Annotated in this window: 30 protein-coding genes; 13 read left to right on the forward strand and 17 right to left on the reverse strand. The window is 52.9% G+C overall.

From position 1 onward, the window contains the following. Nucleotides 1–127: 127 nt before the first annotated feature. Entirely contained in the window at nt 128–367 is a 240-nt protein-coding gene (locus ACJY2L_RS02560; protein WP_187488727.1) for a DinI-like family protein, read from the forward strand. Nucleotides 368–438: 71 nt separating this feature from the next. On the opposite strand, the gene ACJY2L_RS02565 is transcribed toward ACJY2L_RS02560, so the two are convergent. After that, nucleotides 439–714: a hypothetical protein gene (locus ACJY2L_RS02565; RefSeq protein ID WP_439212262.1), complete on the reverse strand. Its 276-nt coding sequence runs from the start codon at nt 712–714 to the stop codon at nt 439–441. 190 nt (nt 715–904) lie between these two features. Here ACJY2L_RS02565 and ACJY2L_RS02570 point away from each other — a divergent pair, with 190 nt between their 5' ends. Beyond that, nucleotides 905–2,125, forward strand: coding sequence for a zinc-dependent alcohol dehydrogenase (locus tag ACJY2L_RS02570; RefSeq protein WP_439212263.1), 1,221 nt, complete (start codon nt 905–907; stop codon nt 2,123–2,125). 42 nt (nt 2,126–2,167) lie between these two features. Here the strand turns inward: ACJY2L_RS02570 and ACJY2L_RS02575 are convergent, their stop codons facing one another. The 4 genes from ACJY2L_RS02575 to ACJY2L_RS02590 all read right to left on the reverse strand — a co-directional run bounded on the left by ACJY2L_RS02575 (nt 2,168) and on the right by ACJY2L_RS02590 (nt 4,223). Beyond that, a complete protein-coding gene (locus ACJY2L_RS02575; RefSeq protein ID WP_439212264.1) occupies nt 2,168–3,037 on the reverse strand; it encodes a hypothetical protein in 870 nt (289 codons plus the stop codon). A 132-nt stretch (nt 3,038–3,169) separates the two neighbouring features. Continuing rightward, entirely contained in the window at nt 3,170–3,487 is a 318-nt protein-coding gene (locus tag ACJY2L_RS02580; protein ID WP_439212265.1) for a hypothetical protein, read from the reverse strand. After that, nucleotides 3,474–3,857 (reverse strand): hypothetical protein, encoded by a 384-nt coding sequence (locus ACJY2L_RS02585; protein WP_439212266.1) that lies wholly within the window; start codon nt 3,855–3,857, stop codon nt 3,474–3,476. Before ACJY2L_RS02585 ends, ACJY2L_RS02580 begins: the two co-directional genes overlap by 14 nt. Nucleotides 3,858–4,010: 153 nt before the next feature. Continuing rightward, nucleotides 4,011–4,223, reverse strand: a complete 213-nt coding sequence (locus tag ACJY2L_RS02590) for a hypothetical protein (protein ID WP_439212267.1) — start codon at nt 4,221–4,223, stop codon at nt 4,011–4,013. 335 nt (nt 4,224–4,558) lie between these two features. Between ACJY2L_RS02590 and ACJY2L_RS02595 the strand changes: the two genes are divergently transcribed. Both ACJY2L_RS02595 and ACJY2L_RS02600 read left to right on the forward strand, forming a co-directional pair. Continuing rightward, nucleotides 4,559–5,218 carry a helix-turn-helix domain-containing protein gene (locus tag ACJY2L_RS02595; protein WP_439212268.1) on the forward strand — a complete coding sequence of 220 codons (660 nt, stop codon included), beginning with the start codon at nt 4,559–4,561 and terminating at the stop codon, nt 5,216–5,218. 340 nt (nt 5,219–5,558) lie between these two features. Further along, nucleotides 5,559–5,660 carry a YoaK family small membrane protein gene (locus ACJY2L_RS02600; protein WP_157883872.1) on the forward strand — a complete coding sequence of 34 codons (102 nt, stop codon included), beginning with the start codon at nt 5,559–5,561 and terminating at the stop codon, nt 5,658–5,660. Nucleotides 5,661–5,742: 82 nt separating this feature from the next. Here ACJY2L_RS02600 and ACJY2L_RS02605 read toward each other — a convergent pair whose 3' ends face one another. Continuing rightward, a complete protein-coding gene (locus ACJY2L_RS02605) occupies nt 5,743–6,033 on the reverse strand; it encodes a hypothetical protein (RefSeq protein ID WP_439212269.1) in 291 nt (96 codons plus the stop codon). A gap of 278 nt (nt 6,034–6,311) precedes the next feature. Between ACJY2L_RS02605 and ACJY2L_RS02610 the strand changes: the two genes are divergently transcribed. Further along, nucleotides 6,312–6,626, forward strand: a complete 315-nt coding sequence (locus tag ACJY2L_RS02610; RefSeq protein WP_439212270.1) for a hypothetical protein — start codon at nt 6,312–6,314, stop codon at nt 6,624–6,626. A 112-nt stretch (nt 6,627–6,738) separates the two neighbouring features. Further along, a complete protein-coding gene (locus ACJY2L_RS02615; RefSeq protein ID WP_439212271.1) occupies nt 6,739–7,398 on the forward strand; it encodes an epoxyqueuosine reductase QueH in 660 nt (219 codons plus the stop codon). Between the two features lie 246 nt (nt 7,399–7,644). Here ACJY2L_RS02615 and ACJY2L_RS02620 read toward each other — a convergent pair whose 3' ends face one another. Together ACJY2L_RS02620 and iraP are read right to left on the reverse strand one after the other, a co-directional pair. Next, a complete protein-coding gene (locus tag ACJY2L_RS02620; protein ID WP_439212272.1) occupies nt 7,645–7,941 on the reverse strand; it encodes a hypothetical protein in 297 nt (98 codons plus the stop codon). Nucleotides 7,942–8,173: 232 nt separating this feature from the next. Then, on the reverse strand, nt 8,174–8,530 hold the full coding sequence (gene iraP / locus ACJY2L_RS02625) for an anti-adapter protein IraP (protein WP_439212273.1): 357 nt from the start codon (nt 8,528–8,530) through the stop codon (nt 8,174–8,176). Nucleotides 8,531–8,745: 215 nt separating this feature from the next. On the opposite strand from iraP, the gene ACJY2L_RS02630 reads away from it, so the two are divergent. Continuing rightward, on the forward strand, nt 8,746–8,934 hold the full coding sequence (locus ACJY2L_RS02630; RefSeq protein WP_157883873.1) for a hypothetical protein: 189 nt from the start codon (nt 8,746–8,748) through the stop codon (nt 8,932–8,934). A gap of 313 nt (nt 8,935–9,247) precedes the next feature. On the opposite strand, the gene ACJY2L_RS02635 is transcribed toward ACJY2L_RS02630, so the two are convergent. The 7 genes from ACJY2L_RS02635 to ACJY2L_RS02665 form a co-directional block, all read right to left on the reverse strand. Next, nucleotides 9,248–9,631, reverse strand: a complete 384-nt coding sequence (locus tag ACJY2L_RS02635) for a hypothetical protein (RefSeq protein ID WP_439212274.1) — start codon at nt 9,629–9,631, stop codon at nt 9,248–9,250. 48 nt (nt 9,632–9,679) lie between these two features. Further along, nucleotides 9,680–10,495, reverse strand: a complete 816-nt coding sequence (locus tag ACJY2L_RS02640; protein WP_439212275.1) for a lipid II-degrading bacteriocin — start codon at nt 10,493–10,495, stop codon at nt 9,680–9,682. Nucleotides 10,496–10,702: 207 nt separating this feature from the next. Further along, complete coding sequence (locus ACJY2L_RS02645) at nt 10,703–12,526, reverse strand: amylovoran biosynthesis protein AmsF (protein WP_439212276.1); 1,824 nt, start codon at nt 12,524–12,526, stop codon at nt 10,703–10,705. Between the two features lie 104 nt (nt 12,527–12,630). Further along, a complete protein-coding gene (gene lysC, locus ACJY2L_RS02650; RefSeq protein ID WP_439212661.1) occupies nt 12,631–12,876 on the reverse strand; it encodes an Rz1-like lysis system protein LysC in 246 nt (81 codons plus the stop codon). Then, the gene (locus tag ACJY2L_RS02655) at nt 12,764–13,165 is read right to left on the reverse strand and encodes a hypothetical protein (protein ID WP_439212680.1); all 402 of its coding nucleotides are present in this window, start codon (nt 13,163–13,165) and stop codon (nt 12,764–12,766) included. Before ACJY2L_RS02655 ends, lysC begins: the two co-directional genes overlap by 113 nt. Then, on the reverse strand, nt 13,146–13,652 hold the full coding sequence (locus ACJY2L_RS02660; RefSeq protein WP_439212662.1) for a lysozyme: 507 nt from the start codon (nt 13,650–13,652) through the stop codon (nt 13,146–13,148). Before ACJY2L_RS02660 ends, ACJY2L_RS02655 begins: the two co-directional genes overlap by 20 nt. 9 nt (nt 13,653–13,661) lie before the next feature. Continuing rightward, a complete protein-coding gene (locus ACJY2L_RS02665) occupies nt 13,662–13,892 on the reverse strand; it encodes a class II holin family protein (RefSeq protein ID WP_439212277.1) in 231 nt (76 codons plus the stop codon). A gap of 885 nt (nt 13,893–14,777) precedes the next feature. On the opposite strand from ACJY2L_RS02665, the gene ACJY2L_RS02670 reads away from it, so the two are divergent. Together ACJY2L_RS02670 and ACJY2L_RS02675 are read left to right on the forward strand one after the other, a co-directional pair. Then, entirely contained in the window at nt 14,778–15,524 is a 747-nt protein-coding gene (locus ACJY2L_RS02670; protein ID WP_439212278.1) for a helix-turn-helix domain-containing protein, read from the forward strand. A gap of 501 nt (nt 15,525–16,025) precedes the next feature. Continuing rightward, nucleotides 16,026–16,169, forward strand: a complete 144-nt coding sequence (locus ACJY2L_RS02675; RefSeq protein WP_187488738.1) for a hypothetical protein — start codon at nt 16,026–16,028, stop codon at nt 16,167–16,169. Nucleotides 16,170–16,526: 357 nt separating this feature from the next. Here ACJY2L_RS02675 and ACJY2L_RS02680 read toward each other — a convergent pair whose 3' ends face one another. Both ACJY2L_RS02680 and fliE read right to left on the reverse strand, forming a co-directional pair. Then, on the reverse strand, nt 16,527–16,865 hold the full coding sequence (locus ACJY2L_RS02680) for a hypothetical protein (RefSeq protein ID WP_439212279.1): 339 nt from the start codon (nt 16,863–16,865) through the stop codon (nt 16,527–16,529). Nucleotides 16,866–17,156: 291 nt separating this feature from the next. After that, nucleotides 17,157–17,471, reverse strand: coding sequence for a flagellar hook-basal body complex protein FliE (gene fliE / locus ACJY2L_RS02685; RefSeq protein WP_439212280.1), 315 nt, complete (start codon nt 17,469–17,471; stop codon nt 17,157–17,159). A 236-nt stretch (nt 17,472–17,707) separates the two neighbouring features. On the opposite strand from fliE, the gene fliF reads away from it, so the two are divergent. The 4 genes from fliF to fliI are packed head-to-tail and all read left to right on the forward strand — an operon-like array spanning nt 17,708 to nt 22,485. Further along, complete coding sequence (fliF, locus tag ACJY2L_RS02690) at nt 17,708–19,432, forward strand: flagellar basal-body MS-ring/collar protein FliF (RefSeq protein WP_439212281.1); 1,725 nt, start codon at nt 17,708–17,710, stop codon at nt 19,430–19,432. After that, nucleotides 19,429–20,421, forward strand: coding sequence for a flagellar motor switch protein FliG (gene fliG, locus ACJY2L_RS02695; protein WP_439212282.1), 993 nt, complete (start codon nt 19,429–19,431; stop codon nt 20,419–20,421). The genes fliF and fliG overlap by 4 nt, the downstream gene beginning before the upstream one ends. Then, entirely contained in the window at nt 20,414–21,121 is a 708-nt protein-coding gene (gene fliH, locus ACJY2L_RS02700) for a flagellar assembly protein FliH (RefSeq protein ID WP_439212283.1), read from the forward strand. Before fliG ends, fliH begins: the two co-directional genes overlap by 8 nt. After that, nucleotides 21,121–22,485 (forward strand): flagellar protein export ATPase FliI, encoded by a 1,365-nt coding sequence (gene fliI / locus ACJY2L_RS02705; RefSeq protein ID WP_439212284.1) that lies wholly within the window; start codon nt 21,121–21,123, stop codon nt 22,483–22,485. Before fliH ends, fliI begins: the two co-directional genes overlap by 1 nt. Nucleotides 22,486–22,499 lie beyond the last annotated feature (14 nt).

Below are 22,499 nucleotides of genomic sequence, written 5' to 3' on the forward strand. Positions count from 1 at the left end.
CAAATAGTCGCCCGATATACAACCTTCACGTGATAAACCCTGAGCCACGGCGTTTTTTACTTGATACTGTATACGCAACCAGTATTATGATATGCAATGAAAGCGTGTCTCAATAAGGGCAATAAAAATGTTTGTGGAACTGGTTTACGATAAGCGCAACGTGGCAGGGTTGCCCGGCGCAAATGAGATGATTTTAGAAGAACTGACCAAGCGCATTCAGCGTGTCTTTCCGGCGATGGAAGTGAAAGTAAAGCCGATGCAGCGTAACGCGATTGATACCGACGCCAGCAAAGGTGACAAGGCCATTATGGCGCGCATCATTGAAGAGATGTTTGAAGAAGCCGACATGTGGCTGGTGGCAGAATAAGCAAAAAAACGGCCCACACTGTTCTGCGGGCCGTTTTATTTTTCTGTGTCAAACTGTATCAATCAGCGGACTTAACCTTCCTGATTGCTGCGATTGACAGAAATTTCCAGGTCCTGAATCAGACCTTCAATATCTTCCAGCAATTTCCCCTGCTCGTTCAGCAGAGTATTGATGCGTCCCGCGAATTCATCATCTTTGTATTCGCCGGCTTCGAAAGCCAGATACTGAGAAGAGAGCGTTTTGGTGTTGTGCTCTGCGTAGTGGCGCATCTCTTTCAACTGTGAAGCGACATCACCCAGATAATCGGTTTTGGTTTTCGGTACCACTTCTTCGATTTTGTCACTCATGCTCGTTTCCCTCTGGTTGGATATTGGATAAAAATCCTGACTACCTTTTAAAGCGTAGCGGATAATCCCGTTTCGTCCTTAAGAATAATCGGAAGCCGTTTCGCTTGTTTATTTATACAGTAGAAATCGAAACGTCTGCCGGAGCCTGGCTACACTAATAGACTCCCCTTTGTGCTCCAGGAGCGTATTCGTGAAAGCATTGACCTATCATGGTCCGCACAATGTCAGCGTTGATAATGTTGCCGATCCGATTATTGAAGCGCAGGACGACATTATTCTTCGCGTTACCGCCACGGCGATCTGTGGATCCGATCTGCACCTTTATCGCGGCAAAATTCCACAGACCAAACACGGTGATATTTTTGGCCATGAGTTCATGGGCGAAGTGGTGGAAACCGGCCGCGACGTCACCGCGGTGCAGAAAGGCGATCGCGTCATCATTCCTTTTGTTATCGCCTGCGGCGAATGTTTTTTCTGCCATCTCGATCAGTTTGCTGCCTGTGAAAACACCAACAGCGGCCGTGGCGCTATCATCAATAAAAAGCAGATTCCACCTCCGGCGGCGCTGTTTGGCTTCAGTCACCTTTACGGCGGCGTCCCGGGCGGCCAGGCGGAATACGTGCGCGTACCGAAAGCCAACACCGGCCCGTTCAAAGTGCCGCAGACGTTGTCAGACGATAAGGTATTGTTCCTGACCGATATCCTGCCCACTGCCTGGCAGGCGGTAAAAAATGCCCAGGTGAGCAAAGGCTCCAGCCTGGCCATTTTTGGTGCCGGGCCGGTTGGCCTGCTGGCTGCCGCCTGCGCCCGCTATGCCGGTGCGGAACAGATCTTTATGGTCGATCATCACCCGTATCGCCTGCAGTTTGCTCAGCAGCGTTACGGTGTTATCCCGATCAATTTTGATGAAATTGACGATCCGGCAGAAGCGATCATCGAACACACCGCGGGCAATCGCGGCGTTGATGCGGTGATTGATGCCGTGGGCTTTGAGGCCAAAGGCAGCACTACCGAAACCATTTTGACCAACCTGAAACTGGAAGGCAGCAGCGGCAAAGCGCTACGCCAGTGTATTGCCGCGGTACGTCGCGGCGGCATCGTCAGCGTGCCGGGCGTTTATGCCGGATTTATTCACGGCTTCCTGTTTGGCGACGCCTTCGATAAAGGACTGACCTTTAAAATGGGTCAGACGCACGTGCACGCCTATCTCCCGGAATTGCTGGCGCTGATTGAAAAAGGGCTGCTGACGCCGGAAGAGATCGTGACGCATCATCTGCCGCTTAACGATGCGGCAGAGGCGTATAAAATTTTTGAGAAGCGTAAAGAGGATTGTCGCAAGGTGATTCTGGTACCTGGTCTGGCGGCGACCTCGCCGACTGATATCACCCGTGCCAGCGTGGGTAACGTATAACCGAGCTGTTCACCGGCCCGCCATCGCGGGCCGGTTCATGACTTACAGATACTTCTTCGCCAGTAGCTTCAGCTCATCTTTAGCCGCCTGCCCCAGCCGGGCAATACCTTGCTCAACAAAATCAAACGCCTGCTCAAAGTCGTTCACGCCTGCGGTGACCGCGTCGTGCACGCTTCGCTGCTCATCGGCTTCAGATGGATAGGATACCGCGTTATCCGCTGTTGGCGCACTGCTGCGCGCGGGTGGGATCTCAACCGGCGCGGCTTCAGGTGGTATAGCGCTGGCGGTTGCGGCGATATCGGCCGGTTCACTAGGCGAAGCATCCGCAGCGGATGCGGCTGGCTCAGCGGCAACATCGACCGGCGCAGCGGTTACCGCTTCCGGCGCGGCTGGTGCTACCTCTACCGGCGCGGCGCTGGCAGTTGCGGCGGCATCGGCCGGTTCAGTGGATGTTGCATCAGCACTGGACGCAGCTGGCTCAGCGGCAACATCTACCGGCGCAGCGGTTACCGCTTCCGGCGCAGCGCTGGCAGTTGCGACGACATCGGCCGGTTCAGCGGGCGCAGCATCAGCATTAGGTGCGGCTGGCTCAGCGGCAACATCTACTGGCTCAGCGGCTACCGCTTCCGGCGCGGCTGGTGCGGTTTCCACCGGTGCGGTGCTGACGGTAGTGGCGGCATCGGCAGCTTTTTCGGCTGGCGCGGTGGCCGGTGGTGCGGTGGCGGTCGCCTCTTCGACAGCATCAATCGTCCGCGCGGGCGGGGCATCAAACATCGGATCCCGCGGGCTGGCTTCAACGGGGGTTTCTGCTGCTGTCGCTACGGGTTGCGCACTGTTCACCGCTGCCGAATCGGTCAGGTTTTGTTCAGGAATGGCGATGGTGTTTGGGGTAACTGCGTTGATATCGGACATAGTAGACTCCTGCGTCTTTTTAAAGAAAAAAAGCGCGTTAAAAGCGCTCCAAATTAAAGGGGTAACGTTCATGGCGAATTCCTTGGGGAGGTAAAACAGGCAGTGACAACAGAAAAGCCACTGCCGGGGTACTTAATGGGCGTTTTCTTCCTTAACCACCGACTTGACTCTATCTGCCGTCATGTCCGCCGTCCGGTTCGGCAGCACATCCAATTTGTGCTGTAACAGCTTTACCTGTTCTGATACTGCATCGACCTTGGCTTCGCGGCGCACCGCCGCTTCACGATAATCCTTACGAATGCTGTCCAGCTGTTGATTTGCCTGATTACTGACGTAGGCAAAAATCACCGTCATCACCACGCAAAACACTGCGGCAACCAGCAGAACACTGCCGATAATAATGTTGCGCTTGAAGTTCCTGGGCCGTATTGAATCGTTAACAGTTGTCATCGCTGATAGTCTCCAGAGTGGTGATTAACCGGTTGATCTCCTTACTGAACTTATCGCTCTGCTCAACTTCGGTCATCGTTCTAAGGATGCCAAGTGAGTTTTTCATCAGACGCATATCGTTTTCGAGTGAGGAGATGCAACGCATGTTTTGTTCATGACGCGTGCGAAGATCGTCGTTCTCTTTTCTGAGGGCGATGTTGGCCTCCTTGAGCCACACAACCTGCTCTTTGTAGCTGGTAATGATTTCACCTCCTGCCCGATTGCTGGTGATGATGGTGGCCAGACCGGCCATCAGGGGTTTCCAGAACAGTGCCGCAGCGCTACCGCCAAGAAGGAGTGCGCCGATGCTGGTAATCAAACTACTTTCCATGCCCCACCTCTTTGACTCGGCTAAAAAACGTTAACAAGAATAAAAAGGGATATTTGCTCATCGTTATTTCCGCTAAAACCTGCCACAAATAGGGTTGCCGTGATAATCGCGACGCTACCTCGGGTAGCCCGCCGCGCTGATAACAACCCGCCCTCACCGCAAAAGCTCATGCGTCAGCTTCTGCGTGTTAACAATCAGCCAAAGTGTGGTGGTGCGCGTGATGTGTAATGGTTTACCTTGCGAGGGAAATCCTGAAGCCCAGGGTATTGCCCCAATACGGGAGCGGTTATAAGGCAGAAAAAGTGCCTGTTGCGAACAAAGCGGACAACGGCGAGCGTTGCTGGCGATGCGATGAAATGTGGTCATGATGCCTCCTGACGTCACTAATGAACTGCCATAGCGCACCAGGCAGCGCCGAAAGCCAGGCGCCAGCGCAGGTGCATAATTGTGAAAAAAAACGTATCAGGGAGAGTGCAGGCGCCTCGCGACGGACGTAGCGGGGCCTGACATTATAAATGCAGGAAATAACTGCCAAGAATTGCCACCTGTTCGGCGGCTATAGGACATCATGTCCGTTGTGAAAGAGCGGGTAATTCAGATTCCTTAACCTGTTGACTGATTAGCACCAGCCAAATATAAAGAATACTTAAATTATTTATCTAAAGAAAACTTAAGTCAAGCTCATTTAAGGTAACTTAATTATGAACAGACAAACTATCGGCGATCGCATTCGGGCGAGACGCAAAGAATGCCGGCTCACGCAGAAAGCGTTGGCGGCAAAAGTCGGCGTTTCACACGTCGCGATTTCTCAGTGGGAGAAGGATGAAACCGTGCCGCGCGGGGAAAACCTGCTGCGGGTTGCGGCGGCGCTCGGCTGCACGCCCGCCTGGGTTTTTGATGGTGAAGGCGATCTGTTTATGCTGCCCACCAGCCCGACGGAGCGCGCGCATGCGGTGCCGATTATCAGCTATCAGCAGGCCGCTAACTGGCGCGGAACCGCCTTTCTTGAGGCGCCTGAACGGGTTAGCTGGCTACAGAGTAATGTGGATCTCTCGGGTGCTGCCTTCGCCCTGATCATTACCGGTAACGCGATGGAGCCAGAATTTCGTGCCGGTGATGCCATCATCATCGACCCGGCGGTCTCGCCGATACCCGGTGATTTTGTCGTGGCGGCCACCGGCAGCGAAGCGCTGTTTGCGAAATACCGGCCACGCGGCATAGTGGAAGGTGAAGAGGTGTTCGAACTGGTGCCGTTGAATGACGATTACCCTTCCCTGCGATCCAATCAAACGCCGGTGAGCCTGGCAGGCACGCTGATAGAGCATCGCCGTTACCGGCAAAAAACCACGGTGCAGGCGTAGTGACAGATTACCGTTACTGACTTTTTTGCATTCAGCGCGCAATAAGCTTGCAATTTTATTTAAGTTATCTTTAACATACTTGCTAGCAGGACGATGCCGGGACCGCAGCGCTGGCGCTGCTCAGTGAGTGGCGCCAGCGATGACGTGCTGTCATCAATGCGTTTATGCGGAAACATGTGCCGCAGCGCGAATGGGAGAGTTTTTTGGCCACAGCCGCAAGGTATGTGGCCCTTTTTTTGTTGTGGTGGGGGCGAGGCAGGTGCTGTTGCCGGGCAGCAATAGTCGTTATAATTCCGTTCCGTTGCGCCGTTGTGCGCAGTTCAACCTCAAGGAAACAGAGATGCGTATCGGTGTGCTTTTTCCCATCGCGATCATTATCGCCGGCGTGGGCTTGCTGGTGTGGTTTATTGCCAGCGGCGCTTATCTGCCTGGTGCCAGCTAGCTCGCCCGCAGCCACGGCAAGACCACCCGACCACGCTAGCCAACGGCGTCACGTAATCGGGTGTAGTTGATGTGTAGCTGCTTTACAGGCAGTCAAGCGCCTCAAGTCCCCGCCAGGTGCGACCGGTCGATTCCGTGACCAGCACTGCCGGATTGACGCTGACCTCAGTGGCCAGTTGAAAAGCGCGATCGAGAATCTCCTGTCGTGTATCAAAACTGACGCAGACATACTCCTCCTGCGGCAACCAGTACACGGTGCCCTGCTTGCAAATCAGGCTGCGCCGGAAGCCGTGATGTTTCATCAGTTCATGCAAGTTTTCATAATCCTCTGCCGTGGCATCGCGTAGTTCAACGCGGATGGTATAACTAGCCATATGGTACCCCTTACCCTGTCGAGAAATGATATTTAAGTTTACTTTAATTTAGTTGAGTTGGGGGACTTTTGCGCAGGAAACAGATTAATCTGGTATGAGCGTCTCTTTTACCACACCGCCGTTTTGGCCTGAGGGTGCATAAAAATCGCGCGCCCGGTCTACTTTTTTACTTTTTATTCATCAGGGACGGGAATTATTACTCCTTGCGGCTATAGTCAATATTCAGAATTTCAGGCGACGCTTTTTGGAGGCGTGCGCTGTTGCCCAGCAAGGTTCCTATGATAACTATCACCGGCGCGATAAAAGTTCCCGAGTTTCTCAGCTTTCTGTCGTCATTAATGGGCACGCTCACCCAGCAAAAAGTTGAAGTGCTCAGCGGCTATCCGGCCAATTGCAGCCGCTGGCTAACAATTTATCATTATCGCCACACCAACCGCTGGTCGCTGGAATGGTATGACAAGCCGGGCTACGGTCGTCCACCGATGCTAAACAATGACGACTGCCTGATGCGCGAAGCCAATAAAGGTGCGTCGAGCGAAGAACTTGATTATGCGCGTTGCCTGCTGGAGAAAACCGGCTTCTGGGATGCCTGATATTCCACCGTTAGCAGGCGGTTTACCGTAGCAGGACCACATTAGCGGTTAACCCTCGCCGCCATTCTTGTTATGGTGCGCGCTAACCGTTAATCAAATTTGTGGATATCCCATGCAGGAATTTCAACGCCCTCTTCTTACCTTGCCCGCCGGTGAAAAAAAACTGCTATTGCACTCCTGCTGCGCGCCCTGCTCAGGAGAAGTGATGGAAGCCATTCAGGCTTCCGGCATCGAATACACCATTTTCTTCTATAACCCTAATATCCATCCGCAAAAGGAATATCTTCTCCGTAAAGAAGAAAATATTCGTTTTGCCGAAAAGCATAACGTGCCCTTCGTCGACGCCGATTACGATACTGATAACTGGTTTGAACGTGCCAAAGGCATGGAGTGGGAACCAGAACGCGGTCCGCGCTGCACCATGTGTTTTGATATGCGCTTCGAGCGCACCGCGCTGTATGGCGCTGAACACGGCTTCAACGTGATCAGCAGCTCACTGGGCATTTCGCGCTGGAAAGATATGAAGCAGATCAACGACTGCGGCCATCGCGCCGCCGCGGGCTATGGCCTGACTTACTGGGACTATAACTGGCGGAAACAGGGCGGATCGTCGCGCATGATTGAGATCAGCAAGCGCGAGCAGTTCTATCAGCAGGAATATTGTGGCTGTGTCTACTCGCTGCGCGACACTAACCTGCATCGTAAATCGCAGGGCAGGCCCTTAATTAAATTAGGCCAGCTCTATTACGGTGCAGACGACGCGGATAAATAGCGTAACTGAAGTTGCAGCGCCGGGTGCCTCCCGGTAAACAAACCCGGTCATGTTTGTTTGCGCTCTCAGGCAGATATCGACTCTGCGCCCCGCCGCTCAGGGGGATTCGCTGCCGGTTAAAGATAGCAGCCGAAGCGGCAGCATGCCCGGCGAGCTGGCAAGATTTTTCACCGCGGACGCGCAGGCCCGCTTCTGAAAGAGCGATTGACAAAAAAGCAGGCTGCCAGGCGGCAGCCGCGATAACCGTCACGAGAGATCGATTTCTTTCAGCCCGCGCCACGCCCGTCCGGCAGCTTCGGTGACCATCACGCCGGGATCGGGAATAAACTCCACCAGAATCAAATAGACTTTATCCAGCACCTCTTGGCGCGTGGCATAACCTGACCAGGTGTACTCATCACGTGGCAGACGAAATTGCGTGCCGGTTTTATCCGAGACGCTGTGCCTGAAACCGTGCTCGTTCATTTTGCTGCGCAGCCGCTGGTAATCAGCTGCCGCGTTTTCTTTATCACGCAGTTCAATCGAGATATTAAAACTTGCCATAACACACCCCTCACAGGATCCTCTGAAATTTAAGTTTACTTAAATATAAAGGCGAAAGGCGCTTTTTTTTGTGACTTATTACACAAACTGACTGTCGCAGTGGGTTTGCCCTGTGAGTACACCGCGCTGGCAAGGGTGCTCTGCAAGGGATGACGCAAGGATAATGCGGCGGATCAGCTGCGGCCCGCCGAAATGAAAGTGACTGTAATGAAGGAAGGCGGGCTGTCGGCCACTATTTTTTATTTTCCAAATCGGCGTCCGCAGCAAGGGCCAGCGCCGAAAGTTCCTGATGGTCAACTTCACTATCTTCACTTTCGATCAGCCTGGAAATCGCCAGCAGTTCCTGAAATTCGCCGAGCAAAATCGCCGCATCTGATTTTAAGCCGTCATCGTCTTCTGCTGAGTTGAGCACCGAATTGATCGCCTTGTTGACGCTCTCAATCATATTAGTGACGCCGCCACTTTTCCTGACAGCCAGCACCAGCGCGCCGATCAGCAGCGACTGCGCTTCCAGTCTGGCGCTCAGCTGCTTGGTGGCGGCATCCATTTTAGAGATTTTCGCCAGTATGCTCAGAACAACATTTTTCATCTTACGTCCCCCTGGAAAATAAACGGCCTGCCGGCCAACAGCCTAACTCAAAATGCGGGCCAGAAGAAATCGGCCGGAGGCTGAGTTCAGCGTAACGCGGTGCACAGCCCGCGGCGGGCGCAGAAATTTTACAGAAAGCAGTAAAGTTTCGATGTGATGTGGTCGATTAATAAGGTAAGGCGAAATAAGCGATGACATGAAGCGGAGTGAACAAAATGAATGCACAACCTATGAGCTGGTCAGTAAGTTACATCGTGAAGAAAAGCGGTCAGGCCATTGAAGATACGCTGCTGATTCAGGGTGAAAGCGTGGTACGCGCGCTGAACGATTTCTTTGAAGAGCAGGCATCAAAGCACGGCATCTTCCGTTCAGACATTGATGTGAAAGCGCTGAAAGCGGCGTAATCCAGAACAGTTGGCAAAAAAGGTCGCGAAAGCGGCCTTTTTTTATGCGCTTTTGCGCCGGTGATAATCACAACCGCCGCTGCCGGCCATTTTTCTCGCGCAGCGAGGCAAGCAGGCGCACTTTGATCTTTCTCACCAGATAAAGATGAAGACACTTTTTCGCGGCTAACTGAAGAGATAAACGCATTGTTTTAATGCAGAAAGGGGGTCAGCGTAGCTAACCGTTAACAGAAGGCGTGTTATGGCAGCTAACATCATCAGGCGCACTCAAGGAATGCGCCTTGTGATACCGTCTTACCAATAGGGCCTGACGTCACTTTTTGCTAAATTCGACATGATCGGTTGTACAGTCCAGCATGCCGAAGAACGCCTCAGTCACCGACTGGCCTGTGCGCTGAGTGAAAGGAACCAGCCAGATATCATTACCAAATGATATCTGATCGGGATCGATAAGCATGCCATTTTTCTCAGCGACATCCTGAGCATCAGAGAAGCTTTTCCACGCAGACCTGTCACCCGATTTAGCCCTGATAACCTTTGACATGATTGCCTGATTATCATAGTGGCGGCATGCTTCAACGTCGGAAGCGTCGACCTTTGAAGGTCTGCTCCAGATAATCAGAACGATCATCGCAGCTAAAGCAAGCACGCCTGACGCTATGGCGGCCATAACTAAAAATTTTACTACTCCTTTCATATGACTCCTCCTTCAGACAGCCAGATGAGAATCATGCTGGTTTACCTGTTAGAACTTAACAGCCGTTTCACCATTAATCTCTATTTTATAAGGCACACCGCTGAAGCGCTCGCCCATCCATCGACCAATGGTGGTCAAGTCTTCGTTAGTTTTACTTCGGTGTGTGCTGGCGTTGAAATCATATAAATCAGGCGCCTGAGCTCTGACTACGCCATCAAAAGACCACGTCCCGGTGGCATTACGAGTAAAAGTCCCGTCAAGTTGCAGCGTAATATTGCCCAAAATATAAGGCATAAACACATTAGAACTGGCCGTGTTATAAGGGAACGAGAATGTCAGATCATAACGTCCCGGATTTCCAATTGAATTCATTCGTTCATTAAAACCAGGAATATTCCCTGCCTGAATAAATTGCAATGAAAGTGCACCGATATCCACACTCATGGTTCTGCCATTTCCCCATAAAAAATTGCTCAGCGCAGCTGCAATAGCATAAGGGGAGTTGCTTAACTGAGGTGGGCCATTATCAGGGGAGAAATTAATTCGCTCTGGCGTGTCAAACCGCTTTGCTAACTCGGCAACAGGGCTTGCTGCGGTCTCACATAAATTAATGAACACGCAGTTTTTAAACCACCACATTGCATTTTCTAATTTCTTCTCCTCAGATAAGTTACTTTTTAAATCTTTCGCTGTAGCAGGCGTGGCGTTATGGTAATAACTCCCGCTGTGTAATTCTGTGGCATATCTTACATTTGGTGGTGGGCCACCTGCCGCGCCACCACCGCTGCCATTACCGCCTGGATACATCACACTACTGTCACCCGTAGTGACCACGGGAGGAGAAATAACAATCATATCAGACATAAATTTTCCTTTTTATCATTCAGCCTAAAATCACCTGGTTTATTTTTCACATATTTTAAAAAATAACGTTTTAGCCAGGGAGTGACAGTCAGTCATTCACCGTGATTTTACGATGCTCAAAAATCACAACATGAATGACTGCTGAAGAGGGTTATAATTAAACGCACTCCGAAGAGTGCGCCTTGTGATAAACACGATGTGAACGGATTAGAAATAGGCGAGCTTGCGGTTAACGCCATTAATTTTAACGGTGATATAACCCGCTGGCGTTGCGGATGCGGCAGGTGCCACGGCCGCCTCTGAGGCCAGCGTGATGATGCCGCCATCAAAGCCATAACCTGCTGAACCATTGTGATAATTCATCACCGTCGACAGCGCCACACGACTTTTACTGCTGAGATCCAACGTCGCATCTTCGGTAAAATCAGGATAGAACAGCGAACTCTCGCCCGCATCAAAGTGGGTTGGGCCGGTGGTGGTGAGATTAACCACCACATCACCACTCTTCGCCTTCAATTTAACCCATGCTTCACAGGTGGCGCCGGAGTTAGTGGAAAGCAAATAGCAGTCGCTTACGCCTGAATCCCCTTCAAAGTGCATATTACCGCCGACCGAGCTTGACCCGCGGTAGAAGTTGATCAGGGTCTTACCGCACACATTACTCAGCAACGGATTATCGGTTGGTGAGGTGGTGGTATCACGCAGGGTTTTGCCGTTAAATTCCAGATGCCAGTGCTGGTTAGCATTGCGGAAATTAAACGACCCCACGCGGAACCATTTATCGGTATCGCTGTTATTGGTCACGCGATGGCCCGAATACCAGCCAGCCTTCATCGAGCCGGTCATCTCAGTGCCGTAGTTCTCATCACGCCGCCAGCCGTGCTCGTAGCTTGAAAGCAGTGCAGTACCGGTGCGCTCAGTATCAATGCTGCCACCGGACTGCAAGCTCAGCTGGCGCATCAATACGCGTGCATAGTTGAGTTTCAATGGGTTAACGGAAGATTCGATGCTTAATGCATCCATAATCCACTGCCCATTACTCAGATCGCCAGGGAATCGTGTGTGCTCAATCCACACATTGCGAATCAGGCCCTGACCTACGCGCGGCATAAACAGCGTGGCGTCCCCATAACCATACTGGAAGTTGGAGTTGGTTAGCTCCACGGCCGTGGAGTGGTCCCAGTTACCCTGAGGTGAATCGGACCAGGTAATGTCAAATACCCGGCTATAGGTATTTTTTGAGTAAATCTGATCCAGTCGTGTATCCAGCGTATCAACAAACTTGAACACAGAGTTACCGGTGTTTTCTGCGCGAAAGCAGGTAACATTGATATACTGGCCTTCAATGGTCAGGTTTTGAAAAAATGACTGCTGGTTGCTTACCATTGCGGCGGTAATAGCGCCGGTATTGGCAGTGGTATCCGCTGTTGCCTGACCATCCCAGAAAATACCGCGGATAGCCATGCGTCGTGCTTTAACTTTAAATACCACATTGCTGGATTTATCAGAAGTAATGATAGTTCTGGGCGCAACGCCATATTCGCAATCGTCGCCATACATATTGAAAAATGGCAGTTCACCCTCACCGGTTAAATCAACAGGATTGATAGTAAATTTACCGGCAGGGAAACGAATACCGATATCACGGATCGGACTTTTGGACACATCCTCAACCGGTGACGAAAAGCCTCTGGCCCAGCGATACATATTGATGCAGGCGTCGTGGTTAACAGTGCCGTTATCTGCATCAAATAAATCTGAACCCCGTAAGCGCTTGCCGCCAAAATGAAAAATATTGATAGCGGAGACGTCATCAATAATACGTTGCCAGTAATAATCGCCGGCAGAGGATACCGCAACGGTGCCTTTATCATCCGCAGGCGCTTTACCCGTGGTGTTGGTAAAGCCGACGAAGCGACCACCGCCATTAAAGGTTGAGTCCTTGTCGTAATAGCGTTTAAGCAATGCGATTTCGCCTGATGCAGAAGGTTTAGTGGTACGGAGTTCAGCAAATGAATTTACTTCGATCATGATATTACCTTTATGGGTTGTTGAGCATTTTGCTCATGGGGGGATATTTATTTATTCTTTAAAATAAATAATCTTTAAAATGCAGTTAGTTATTAATTTATAAATTACCTGAGGGATTCAATTTCTTTTATGGCGCGTTTATCCCGGTTGCAGTTTTCTATCGATGTCATAAGCATCTCATTCATTTCGAGAATGTCGCCATAGGTCACCGACTCTGGTACGGGAGGTATTTCACAGTCAGCCAGCAGTTCTGCCGGAATGGGCACTGCCGGAAGCTGAACGTATTCTTTCGTTGTGTTTGCGCAGGCTGTCAGCAACATCAGCGGGAACAGGATGAGCAGCGCACGCATCGCGTTGAATTGACTGCCTGATGTAAACAATACGCTTCTCACTTTCTGTCTCGTTTTGATAGCGAGCATCGTGGGCCGCCTTTCCGATATCGTTGAAGAGCGTCACGGCAGTGACAAGGTTACTGGCGATCGACTCTGCCTTTTTCCGGGCCTGTAGTGCCGTCGATACCTTTTCCTGTGCCTGCAACATTTTGGCGTGATAGTGGCTGGCAGCGGTGCCAAACATCACCACAGCCGCCACCAGCAAGCACCACAATACCGAACGCCAGTTATTTGCCAGCCAGATCATCAGCATTCTCCGCCAGGCACATTGACCGCTCCATATCGCGGCGATTCATCAATCCACGCCACTTCTGGCCGCCGGCATAAACCCAGTGACGAAGCGCCTCACAGGCACCCTTCACATCACCGGCATTCAGCTGTTTTAGCAGCGTTGATGTAGAAAATGCGCGGGTGCCGACGTTATAGGTGAAGCTGTAGAGCGCGGCGCGCTGATATTCGCCCAGCGGGATTTTTACCATGCTGTCGACCGACTTTTTGACCGGCTGCAGGTCAACCGATAACAGATGATTGCATTCACGATCGGTGTACTGCTTACTTTGAACGATATCGCTGCCGGTGTGCCCGTCACAGACCGTCCAGACACCAGCCACATCCTGATAGGGCGTATACTGTCGCCCTTCCACCCCCTCCTTTCCGCCAAGGAACGCCATAGCGATAAACATGGCGCCGCTGCCCGCAGCAGTCATTAGCTTATTGCGCAGGCTGTTTGACATAGCCATGGGTTAGTCCTCTGTAATATGTGATGCGATGGGCCAGCATTGAAGCGCCTTGATCTGCGCCAGCGTGGCCTTGCGTTTGTAATACCAGTTGATCACGAGCGTAATAAGCGCCACCACAATACCGGCCAGCACGCCTACAACACTCCATTCATCGGGACTTAAGCAGGTAAGAAGCCCGTTGGCGATCGTCCCGGCAGATGCGCCATAAACAGCGCCTGATGCCAGTTTGCTCATATCAATACTCGTATCACCTCCGTGACCACGGTCGGTGCTGTTGATGGTTGGAAAGAAAGCACGTCACTTCGCTGGCAGGCGTAAATTGAGAAATATCGAGTGGCGTGAAACGCAAAAAGGCCGCTCTGATGGCGGCCGTTAAAAAATGATTAGATTGCAGGAGTCCTGTACACAGCGCGCCGGGATGAGCGTTCACTAGCCAGGTCTTCTTCGATCGGGTATCAGAGATATCTGCCCTCATCCCGGCATCACTTTCACAGCAACATGATGCCCTGCTAATAAATGCCCCTGCAACGGTTCTGCCTCGCGAGGAAACGTTGCTCCTTAAATGTTGTAAGGGAGCCTCGTCAGCAGAGGCAGCAACAAACAGACATACCGCCACTGCTTTATCTGCTGTAAATGTCGACCGGATGCGATCGTGCCTGTTTCGTTAAACGTCAGTAACATCGAAATAATGATTTCACTGACGTTTTCGCGTTCACGCAGTATCGACATCAACAGCGGCGGCGCTTTTATCAGTGCCTGTTACAACGATTCGGTTGAACCGGTTGCTTTCAACCTCGTTGCTTTTTTTCGCGTCCTGTAGCCGATAATGCCTCAACCAGTATTTAACCGGTGCGACAGTGCGGTGAGCAGGTCACGTAATTTTTCACCAGACGCCTTCTCGGCATAGGGTGAGGGTTCAGATTGATAAAGAGCGGTCGTGCTTAACTTGCTATATGCGGTCTGCCTAATCAGGAAGACGCGCTTGTGCTTTAACGTTCGCAAAAAGGTCAAAAGCATCAATTCCGCCACCGTGTCACTTGCGCTACGTAGTGGGATGCATCGCCCTGTGCGGGAACAGGCGTTTTACCGGCTCCCTGTTGTGATGATGACGGCTTTATAGTGATTCTGACCGGCATCAATTATTCACATTCGTATTGCATGCCACAAACAATACCAATAAGTATTATGCAATGCAATACCTTTTTGCAATTGACGTGCAATACGCACGGCTATAAATTGCCTCTCATGAAAACAACTCTTGCTGAACGGCTCACGCAGGCCATGACTGCGCGTAATTTCTCTCAGGGTGCTTTAGCTAAAGCGTCTGGCGTTGCTCAACCTACTATCTGGCGACTTGCGAACGGACAGGCGAAGGGCTCAACCAAGCTGGTGGATATCGCTAATGCTTTGTCAGTCAATATTGACTGGCTTGCAAATGGCGTTGGGGAAATGGACGCTGGCGGAAAGATGAGTTACCCACATCCTCCAGCAAACAGCATGCAGCCAGGCGGCGTATTTTCTGTCAGCATCTGGGATCAGGATGGCAGGACTGGACAAGAAGTGTATGTTCCTGACGTTGTTAAGAGCAACGACTGCAGGGCTTACGTCCTGCCAAGAAACAGCGGATGCGCAGAAGCACCAGCGGGAACCATCGTGGTTATCGATACCGGTGAAAAGCCCGGCAATGGCGATCTGGTCTATGCGAAAGTCAATTCATCATATTCAATCTATCGCTTTTTGGATGGCGGAGAATCTGGATTTCTTGCAGTAGATGATCCACGCGTTCCCTTGCTGGATATCTCATCCTCTGCCGAACTCATCGGCGTTGCTGTTTTTCTTCTTCGCGATTTAAAACGTAGAAAATAGCGCTCGTCCCGTGCCGGCGGGACGTATTCAACATATCCTCCTTTTCCTGTTCTCAGCAACGCTATAGCCACAACTCCTCCGTTTCGTGACGAGATTAATCAATGGGTTATCTCACGATAATCCAGTAAACTGTTTTTATATACAGTGTTTTAATACTGTGCCACAGAATGAAGAAATTACAAGGCAGTGACGTTAATTATTCGCATCAATCCATTTCAATCGATACTTTTCCGCGCAATCTCCTCCTCCTGTCGAAAATATTTTTCTTTTCATAGCAAGCATTTATGCGTTTAGCTATTGATTAGCTGCCAATACTCTTTGCTGAAATCAATACCAAAAGGTATTATTTATTTCACTAACAGGTAGCATTAACCGTCACGAAGCCAATGTGCTTTAACACTCAACGTTATTGATACCTTATGCCGGGCGACCGCTGGATAAAAAATCCAGTTACCGCTTGTGGTTATAACGTCTGTACCGGACAAAGAGAGGTCATGATGAATGCAAGACAACGTTGCCGGGCGCGTCGCCATGCACGTAGAGAAAATGAGCGCAGTATCCTTGCTGCAACAGGTGGCCTGTATGGCGGTGGAAGCATCACGCCGCTTTATAACGTTGGGCACGCTAAGCCGACCAAAGCAGTAACCGCGAGATAGGCGATGAAAGGGGCAGGCTACGCCATAGCGTTACCAGACATCTTAAAGATGAGCGTCGACGATAAAGTTAAATGGTGATGAGGCGCAGATGCGGGCAGGCAAGAAAAATAACAATCTCTTTGTAAGGAAGTGAGCTGATACTGATTACCCTGATAATGTCACTATTATCAGTCGCAGTGGGATTGACTACATTGACAGCCGCACCACCCTGACAATTCGTCGCCAATGGGTCTGGTGATGTTGAGTCGCCGTGGTGGAACAAACAGAGACAGGTCGCGCAAGCGGCCTTTTTTTATGCGCTTTTGTATGAACAACGGTGGCCACGCGCAGGTGATTTCCGTGTCGATCAGCCCGCACTGGCAGGCGTAACCGCTCCGGCGCACTGTGCCGTTTTCAGTTGGTTAAGCTGATGCAATCGCGCCTGCGCTTTGCCGGTAGCGCGGCTTTTGGCGATGCCATTCCCCAGACCGAAATCACCGACAAAACCCATCACCGTCAGCACATCGAAGCGTCCGGTTTCATCGATTTCATGTTGTACGCTACGCGCGCTGGCAATTTCCTGTTCCAGCGCCCGGCAATCAAAGGCGGCAGCTTCTTCAGCAGTGATCGCGGGTGCCTGTGGATACTGTTTGGTGGCGCAGCCAGCCAGCAGCATCAGGGCCACGGCAAGCAGTTTTTTTTTCATTACTTTATCCTGAGATCGCTGCGGTTGAACGCACAGCCCGGCCCTTTTCAGAGACTGGAAGCCGCATGACACATCCGCTGCGTGCAACTCTGCCCTGGTCAGTTTGCAGACCGGCAAAGCAGCGCGAGCGCGCCAGATTATGGGGGAAATGACAACAACGGGTGCCGCGAAAACAAGGCGATGTGCATGATTATCGCGGCGGCTGTCCACCCGCGATCCTGTACGCCGTGCTCATTTAAGGGCGTGGCATGCAGGCTGGCCGCAACACGGCGCGCCTGCAGATGCGCGATGTTACAGCTGCATATTCATAATATCGCTGTAGGCACTGACCAGTTTGTTACGCACCTGAATGCCCATCTGCATAGAGATAGAGGACTTTTGCAGATCGACCATCACATCATTTAGCGCGATGCCCGGCTTACCTAATTCAAAATCCTGCGCCTGCTGACGTGCGCTGTTTTGCGTCTCGCTGATTTTATCCAGCGCTGAACGCATTTCTGCGGCGAAATCGGCATGGCCTTCATTCGCTTTACTGCTCTGATTGCCCGCCTGCAGCGCGGTTTGCTGCAGCTGTTGAATCATACTTTCGATGCCCTGAATCGCCATTGTTGCCTCGGTTTGCTACGGGATATTTTTTCGATGGAAGAGAAGTTAGCACATTGTCAATGAGACAAAGGCTGTAAATGACATCAAAAAGCATGGCTTATCCACCCATCGAAATTTCGGTTTAGGAAAATAATGGCACTCCATTGGGGTGGAACTTAATAAAGCCGTCGTATCAGGGAGTCAGTTTTGTCACCACTACACATTAAGTCGGGTCAACCGTCAGGCAGGAATGGGTCATGAATGCTACCGCAACACAGGATTCCGAACAAAAGAAGGGCTTAGGTGACCTGTTAGCACGTCTGCGCGCTAATCCCCGTATTCCATTGATCATCGCCGCCGCAGCTGCTATCGCCGTTGTGATCGCTATGGTGTTATGGGCGAAGTCACCCGCTTACAGCGTCCTTTATAACAACCTCTCCGATGAGGATGGCGGTGCCATTGTCACCCAGCTGACACAGATGAACATCCCTTACCGCTTTGCTGAGCAAGGCGCGCTGATGGTACCTGAGGCAAATGTTCACGAGCTGCGTCTGCGCCTTGCGCAGCAGGGTCTGCCAAAAGGCGGATCGGTTGGCTTTGAGCTGCTGGACAAAGAGAAGTTTGGTATCAGCCAGTTCAGTGAGCAGATTAACTACCAGCGTGCGCTGGAAGGTGAACTCGCTCGTACCATCGAAACGCTGGGTCCGGTTAAGAACGTGCGCGTTCACCTGGCAATGCCAAAACCGACCCTGTTTGTACGTGAGCAGAAAGCGCCTTCAGCGTCCGTAACGCTGAATCTGCAACCGGGTCGCGCCCTGGATGAAGGCCAGATCAGCGCCATCGTTCATATGGTTTCAAGTAGCGTTGCCGGCCTGCCGCCGGGCAACGTTACCGTGGTTGATCAGACCGGTCGTCTGTTAACCCGCTCCGATTCGGAAGGCCGCGATCTGAATGATATGCAGCTGAAGTACGCCAGCGAAGTAGAAAACCGCTACCAGCAGCGTATCGAAGCGATTCTGAATCCAATTGTTGGCATGGGCAACGTGCATGCGCAGGTCACCGCGCAGATTAACTTCGATACTCGTGAGCAGACCGATGAGCAATATAAGCCGAACGGTTCGCCAGAAAACAGCGCCATCCGTTCACGTCAGAGCAGCAACAGCGAACAGATTGGTAGCCCATATCCGGGCGGCGTGCCGGGTGCACTTTCTAACCAACCGGCGCCCGCAAACAGCGCCCCACTGACTACGCCAGCGGCGAACACCGCGCAAAATGGTCAGGCGGGACAGAACGGTAGTGCATCGAACAACGCGAACGCCGGCACCAGTGCCAGCACCACGGCACGTGCTTCTGGCCCGTCGAATACGCGTCAGGACAACACCACTAACTACGAGCTGGACCGTACGATTCGCCACACCAAAATGAACGTCGGTGATGTGCAGCGTCTGTCGGTAGCCGTGGTGGTGAACTACCGCGCCGATGCGAAAGGCAAGGCGATTGCGCTGACTGAAGCACAGCTGAAACAGATCGACGACCTGACCCGTGAAGCGATCGGTTTCTCTACCAACCGTGGCGACAGCGTTAACGTGGTGAACTCGCCGTTCAGTGCCGAAGACAACAGCATTGCTGAATTGCCATTCTGGCAGCAGCAGGCCTTCTTCGACCAGATGATGAATGCCGGTCGCTGGCTGCTGGTAGCGCTGGTTGCCTTCATCCTCTACCGCAAGCTGGTGCGTCCGCTGCTGAAGAAGAAACAGCTGCAGGAACAGGCGATAATCGACGCCACTGCCGCACGCAGCGAGCCGAAACAAGATGGCGAGGCCTACTCGGTCACGCTGAGTAAAGATGAGCAGGATCAGGAACGTAAATCTCAGCAGCGCATGAGCGCCGAAGTGATGAGCCAGCGTATCCGCGATATGTCTGAGAACGATCCGCGCGTTGTAGCGCTGGTTATCCGCCAATGGATGAGTAACGAACTATGAGTCTGACCGGAACCGAAAAAAGCGCCATCCTGATGATGACCGTTGGTGAAGAGCGCGCGGCTGAGGTGTTCAAGCACCTCAGCGCCCGCGAAGTACAGCACCTCAGTGCGGCGATGGCCAACATGCATCAGATTTCACACAAGCAGCTGACTGAAGTGCTGCGCGAGTTTGAGATGGATGCCGAGCAGTTTGCGGCGCTGAGCCTCAACTCCAACGATTACCTGCGTTCAGTGCTGATCAAGGCGCTGGGCGAAGAGCGCGCGTCGACGCTGCTGGAAGATATCCTCGAGACGCGCGAAACCACCACCGGTATGGAAACGCTAAACTTCATGGAGCCGCAGAGCGCGGCCGACCTGATCCGCGACGAGCATCCGCAGATCATCGCCACCATTCTGGTGCACCTGAAGCGTTCTCAGGCGGCCGACATTCTGGCGCAGTTCGACGATCGCCTGCGTCACGATGTGATGCTGCGTATCGCCACCTTTGGCGGCGTCCAGCCAGCCGCGCTGGCCGAGCTGACCGAAGTGCTCAACTCGCTGCTTGATGGTCAGAACCTCAAGCGGGCGAAGATGGGCGGCGTGAGAACCGCAGCGGAGATCATCAACCTGATGAAAACCAACCAGGAAGAAGCGGTTATGCAGGCAGTGCGCGAGTTCGACGGCGAGCTGGCACAGAAAATCATCGACGAGATGTTCCTGTTCGAAAACCTGGTGGATGTCGACGACCGCAGTATCCAGCGCCTGTTGCAGGAAGTGGAATCGGAGCAGTTGCTGGTCGCCCTGAAAGGCGCCGAGCAGCCGCTGCGCGAGAAGTTCCTCAAGAACATGTCGAACCGTGCAGCCGATATTCTGCGCGACGACCTCGCCAACCGCGGTCCGGTACGTATGTCTGCGGTAGAAGGCGAACAGAAAGCGATTCTGCTGGTCGTGCGTCGCCTGGCAGAGAGTGGCGAAATGGTAATTGGTAGCAGTGAGGAAACCTATGTCTGATGCCTTTTCAGCCCGCCCATGGCAACCCTGGCTGCCGCAGGATTTAGGCCGCAGCGATGAGCCAACGTTTGAAGCGATTGTACTGCCGGAAGGCCTGTCGGAAGGCATGCCGGAAGAGCAGGTCGATGAGCAGCAGCAGATGCTGGAGCGCCTGCAGATGCAGGTGCGCACGGAAGCACAGGGCAAAGGTTACAGCGAAGGCCATCAACAGGGTCTGAGTGAAGGTCAGCGTGCAGGTTACGACGCTGGGTTTCAACAGGGTCTGCTGGAAGCCCAGCAGCAGCAGGCGCCATTGCAGGCGCGCATGCAGCAGATGGTGACCGAATTCCAGCACACGCTGGAAGCGCTCGACAGCGTGATCGCCGCCCGCCTGATGCAGATGGCCCTGGCCGCCGCGCGTCAGGTCATTGGTCAGGCCACGCAAATTGATGGCTCCGCGCTGCTGAAGCAGATTCAGAACATGCTGCTACAGGAGCCGATGTTCAGCGGTAAACCGCAGCTGCGAGTACACCCGGACGATCTGCCGCGCATCGAGCAGACGCTGGGCGTAACGCTGGATATGCACGGCTGGCGACTGCTGGCCGACAGCACGCTGCATCCGGGCGGATGCAAAGTCACCGCTGAAGATGGCGATCTTGACGCCAGCGTTGCCACACGCTGGCACGAACTCTGCCGCCTTGCCGCGCCAGGAGAACTGTAATGACCTCATCACGTCTTTCCCGCTGGTTGGGTACGCTCGACGCGTTTGAAAAACGCATTCCCGAAGTGCCGAACGTGCGCCGTTACGGTCGGCTGGTGCGTGCTACCGGCCTGGTGCTGGAGGCGACCGGTCTGCAGCTGCCGCTCGGCGCCACCTGCGTGATTGAACGTAACGATGGCCGCGGCGTGACCGAAGTGGAAAGCGAAGTGGTGGGATTTAATGGACAGCGGCTGTTTCTGATGCCGCTGGAAGAAGTGGAAGGCATTTTGCCCGGCGCACGCGTGTTTGCCCGCGTCAGCGGTGATAACGCGCAAAGCGGCAAACAGCTGCCGCTAGGTCCGGAACTGCTGGGCCGCGTACTTGATGGCCAGGCGCGTCCGCTGGATGGTTTGCCCGCGCCCGATACCGGCTACCGCGCTCCGCTGATCACGCCACCTTTTAACCCGTTGCAGCGTACGCCAATCACCGATGTGCTCGACACCGGCGTGCGGGCGATCAACGCCCTGCTCACCGTCGGTCGCGGTCAGCGTATGGGTTTGTTTGCCGGTTCCGGCGTTGGCAAAAGCGTACTGCTCGGCATGATGGCGCGCTACACCAAAGCGGACGTCATTGTGGTCGGGCTGATTGGCGAACGTGGTCGCGAAGTAAAAGACTTTATTGAAAATATTCTCGGCACCGAAGGCCGCGCCCGCGCGGTGGTCATCGCCGCCCCGGCTGACGTCTCGCCGCTGCTGCGTATGCAGGGTGCCGCCTACGCTACACGCATCGCCGAAGATTTTCGTGACCGCGGCCAGCACGTGCTGCTGATCATGGATTCCCTGACCCGTTATGCCATGGCACAGCGTGAAATCGCCCTCGCTATCGGCGAACCACCGGCCACCAAAGGCTATCCGCCTTCGGTATTTGCCAAGCTGCCAGCGCTGGTGGAACGCGCCGGTAACGGCATTGACGGCGGCGGCTCCATCACCGCGTTTTATACCGTGTTAACCGAAGGCGATGATCAGCAGGATCCCATCGCCGACTCCGCGCGTGCCATCCTCGATGGTCACGTGGTGTTGTCGCGCCGCCTGGCGGAAGCGGGCCATTATCCGGCGATTGATATCGAAGCCTCGATTAGCCGTGCAATGACCTCGCTAATCGACGAAACACATTACGCCCGCGTGAGGCAATTTAAACAACTGCTTTCCAGCTTTCAGCGCAACCGCGATTTGGTCAGCGTCGGCGCCTATGCGCATGGCAGCGATCCGCAGCTGGATAAAGCGATAAAGCTCTACCCGGAACTTGAATCGTTCCTGCAGCAGGGCATTTTTGAACGCAGCAGCTATGACGATGCCTGCCTGCACTTGCAGGCGATCTTCGGCTGACGCCGGTTGGAGTT

It is taken from the genome of Duffyella sp. Ts4 (assembly GCF_051851875.1).
GTDB lineage: Bacteria > Pseudomonadota > Gammaproteobacteria > Enterobacterales > Enterobacteriaceae > Duffyella > Duffyella gerundensis.

Coding starts and splice junctions, on each gene's coding strand:
- ACJY2L_RS02560 (WP_187488727.1), top strand. CDS start 128: ATGTTTGTGGAACTGGTTTACGATAAGCGCAACGTGGCAGGGTTGCCC.
- ACJY2L_RS02565 (WP_439212262.1), bottom strand. CDS start 714: ATGAGTGACAAAATCGAAGAAGTGGTACCGAAAACCAAAACCGATTAT.
- ACJY2L_RS02575 (WP_439212264.1), bottom strand. CDS start 3,037: ATGTCCGATATCAACGCAGTTACCCCAAACACCATCGCCATTCCTGAA.
- ACJY2L_RS02580 (WP_439212265.1), bottom strand. CDS start 3,487: ATGACAACTGTTAACGATTCAATACGGCCCAGGAACTTCAAGCGCAAC.
- ACJY2L_RS02585 (WP_439212266.1), bottom strand. CDS start 3,857: ATGGAAAGTAGTTTGATTACCAGCATCGGCGCACTCCTTCTTGGCGGT.
- ACJY2L_RS02590 (WP_439212267.1), bottom strand. CDS start 4,223: ATGACCACATTTCATCGCATCGCCAGCAACGCTCGCCGTTGTCCGCTT.
- ACJY2L_RS02595 (WP_439212268.1), top strand. CDS start 4,559: ATGAACAGACAAACTATCGGCGATCGCATTCGGGCGAGACGCAAAGAA.
- ACJY2L_RS02600 (WP_157883872.1), top strand. CDS start 5,559: ATGCGTATCGGTGTGCTTTTTCCCATCGCGATCATTATCGCCGGCGTG.
- ACJY2L_RS02605 (WP_439212269.1), bottom strand. CDS start 6,033: ATGGCTAGTTATACCATCCGCGTTGAACTACGCGATGCCACGGCAGAG.
- ACJY2L_RS02610 (WP_439212270.1), top strand. CDS start 6,312: ATGATAACTATCACCGGCGCGATAAAAGTTCCCGAGTTTCTCAGCTTT.
- ACJY2L_RS02615 (WP_439212271.1), top strand. CDS start 6,739: ATGCAGGAATTTCAACGCCCTCTTCTTACCTTGCCCGCCGGTGAAAAA.
- ACJY2L_RS02620 (WP_439212272.1), bottom strand. CDS start 7,941: ATGGCAAGTTTTAATATCTCGATTGAACTGCGTGATAAAGAAAACGCG.
- iraP (WP_439212273.1), bottom strand. CDS start 8,530: ATGAAAAATGTTGTTCTGAGCATACTGGCGAAAATCTCTAAAATGGAT.
- ACJY2L_RS02630 (WP_157883873.1), top strand. CDS start 8,746: ATGAATGCACAACCTATGAGCTGGTCAGTAAGTTACATCGTGAAGAAA.
- ACJY2L_RS02635 (WP_439212274.1), bottom strand. CDS start 9,631: ATGAAAGGAGTAGTAAAATTTTTAGTTATGGCCGCCATAGCGTCAGGC.
- ACJY2L_RS02640 (WP_439212275.1), bottom strand. CDS start 10,495: ATGTCTGATATGATTGTTATTTCTCCTCCCGTGGTCACTACGGGTGAC.
- ACJY2L_RS02645 (WP_439212276.1), bottom strand. CDS start 12,526: ATGATCGAAGTAAATTCATTTGCTGAACTCCGTACCACTAAACCTTCT.
- lysC (WP_439212661.1), bottom strand. CDS start 12,876: ATGCGTGCGCTGCTCATCCTGTTCCCGCTGATGTTGCTGACAGCCTGC.
- ACJY2L_RS02655 (WP_439212680.1), bottom strand. CDS start 13,165: ATGATCTGGCTGGCAAATAACTGGCGTTCGGTATTGTGGTGCTTGCTG.
- ACJY2L_RS02660 (WP_439212662.1), bottom strand. CDS start 13,652: ATGTCAAACAGCCTGCGCAATAAGCTAATGACTGCTGCGGGCAGCGGC.
- ACJY2L_RS02665 (WP_439212277.1), bottom strand. CDS start 13,892: ATGAGCAAACTGGCATCAGGCGCTGTTTATGGCGCATCTGCCGGGACG.
- ACJY2L_RS02675 (WP_187488738.1), top strand. CDS start 16,026: ATGCAAGACAACGTTGCCGGGCGCGTCGCCATGCACGTAGAGAAAATG.
- ACJY2L_RS02680 (WP_439212279.1), bottom strand. CDS start 16,865: ATGAAAAAAAAACTGCTTGCCGTGGCCCTGATGCTGCTGGCTGGCTGC.
- fliE (WP_439212280.1), bottom strand. CDS start 17,471: ATGGCGATTCAGGGCATCGAAAGTATGATTCAACAGCTGCAGCAAACC.
- fliF (WP_439212281.1), top strand. CDS start 17,708: ATGAATGCTACCGCAACACAGGATTCCGAACAAAAGAAGGGCTTAGGT.
- fliG (WP_439212282.1), top strand. CDS start 19,429: ATGAGTCTGACCGGAACCGAAAAAAGCGCCATCCTGATGATGACCGTT.
- fliH (WP_439212283.1), top strand. CDS start 20,414: ATGTCTGATGCCTTTTCAGCCCGCCCATGGCAACCCTGGCTGCCGCAG.
- fliI (WP_439212284.1), top strand. CDS start 21,121: ATGACCTCATCACGTCTTTCCCGCTGGTTGGGTACGCTCGACGCGTTT.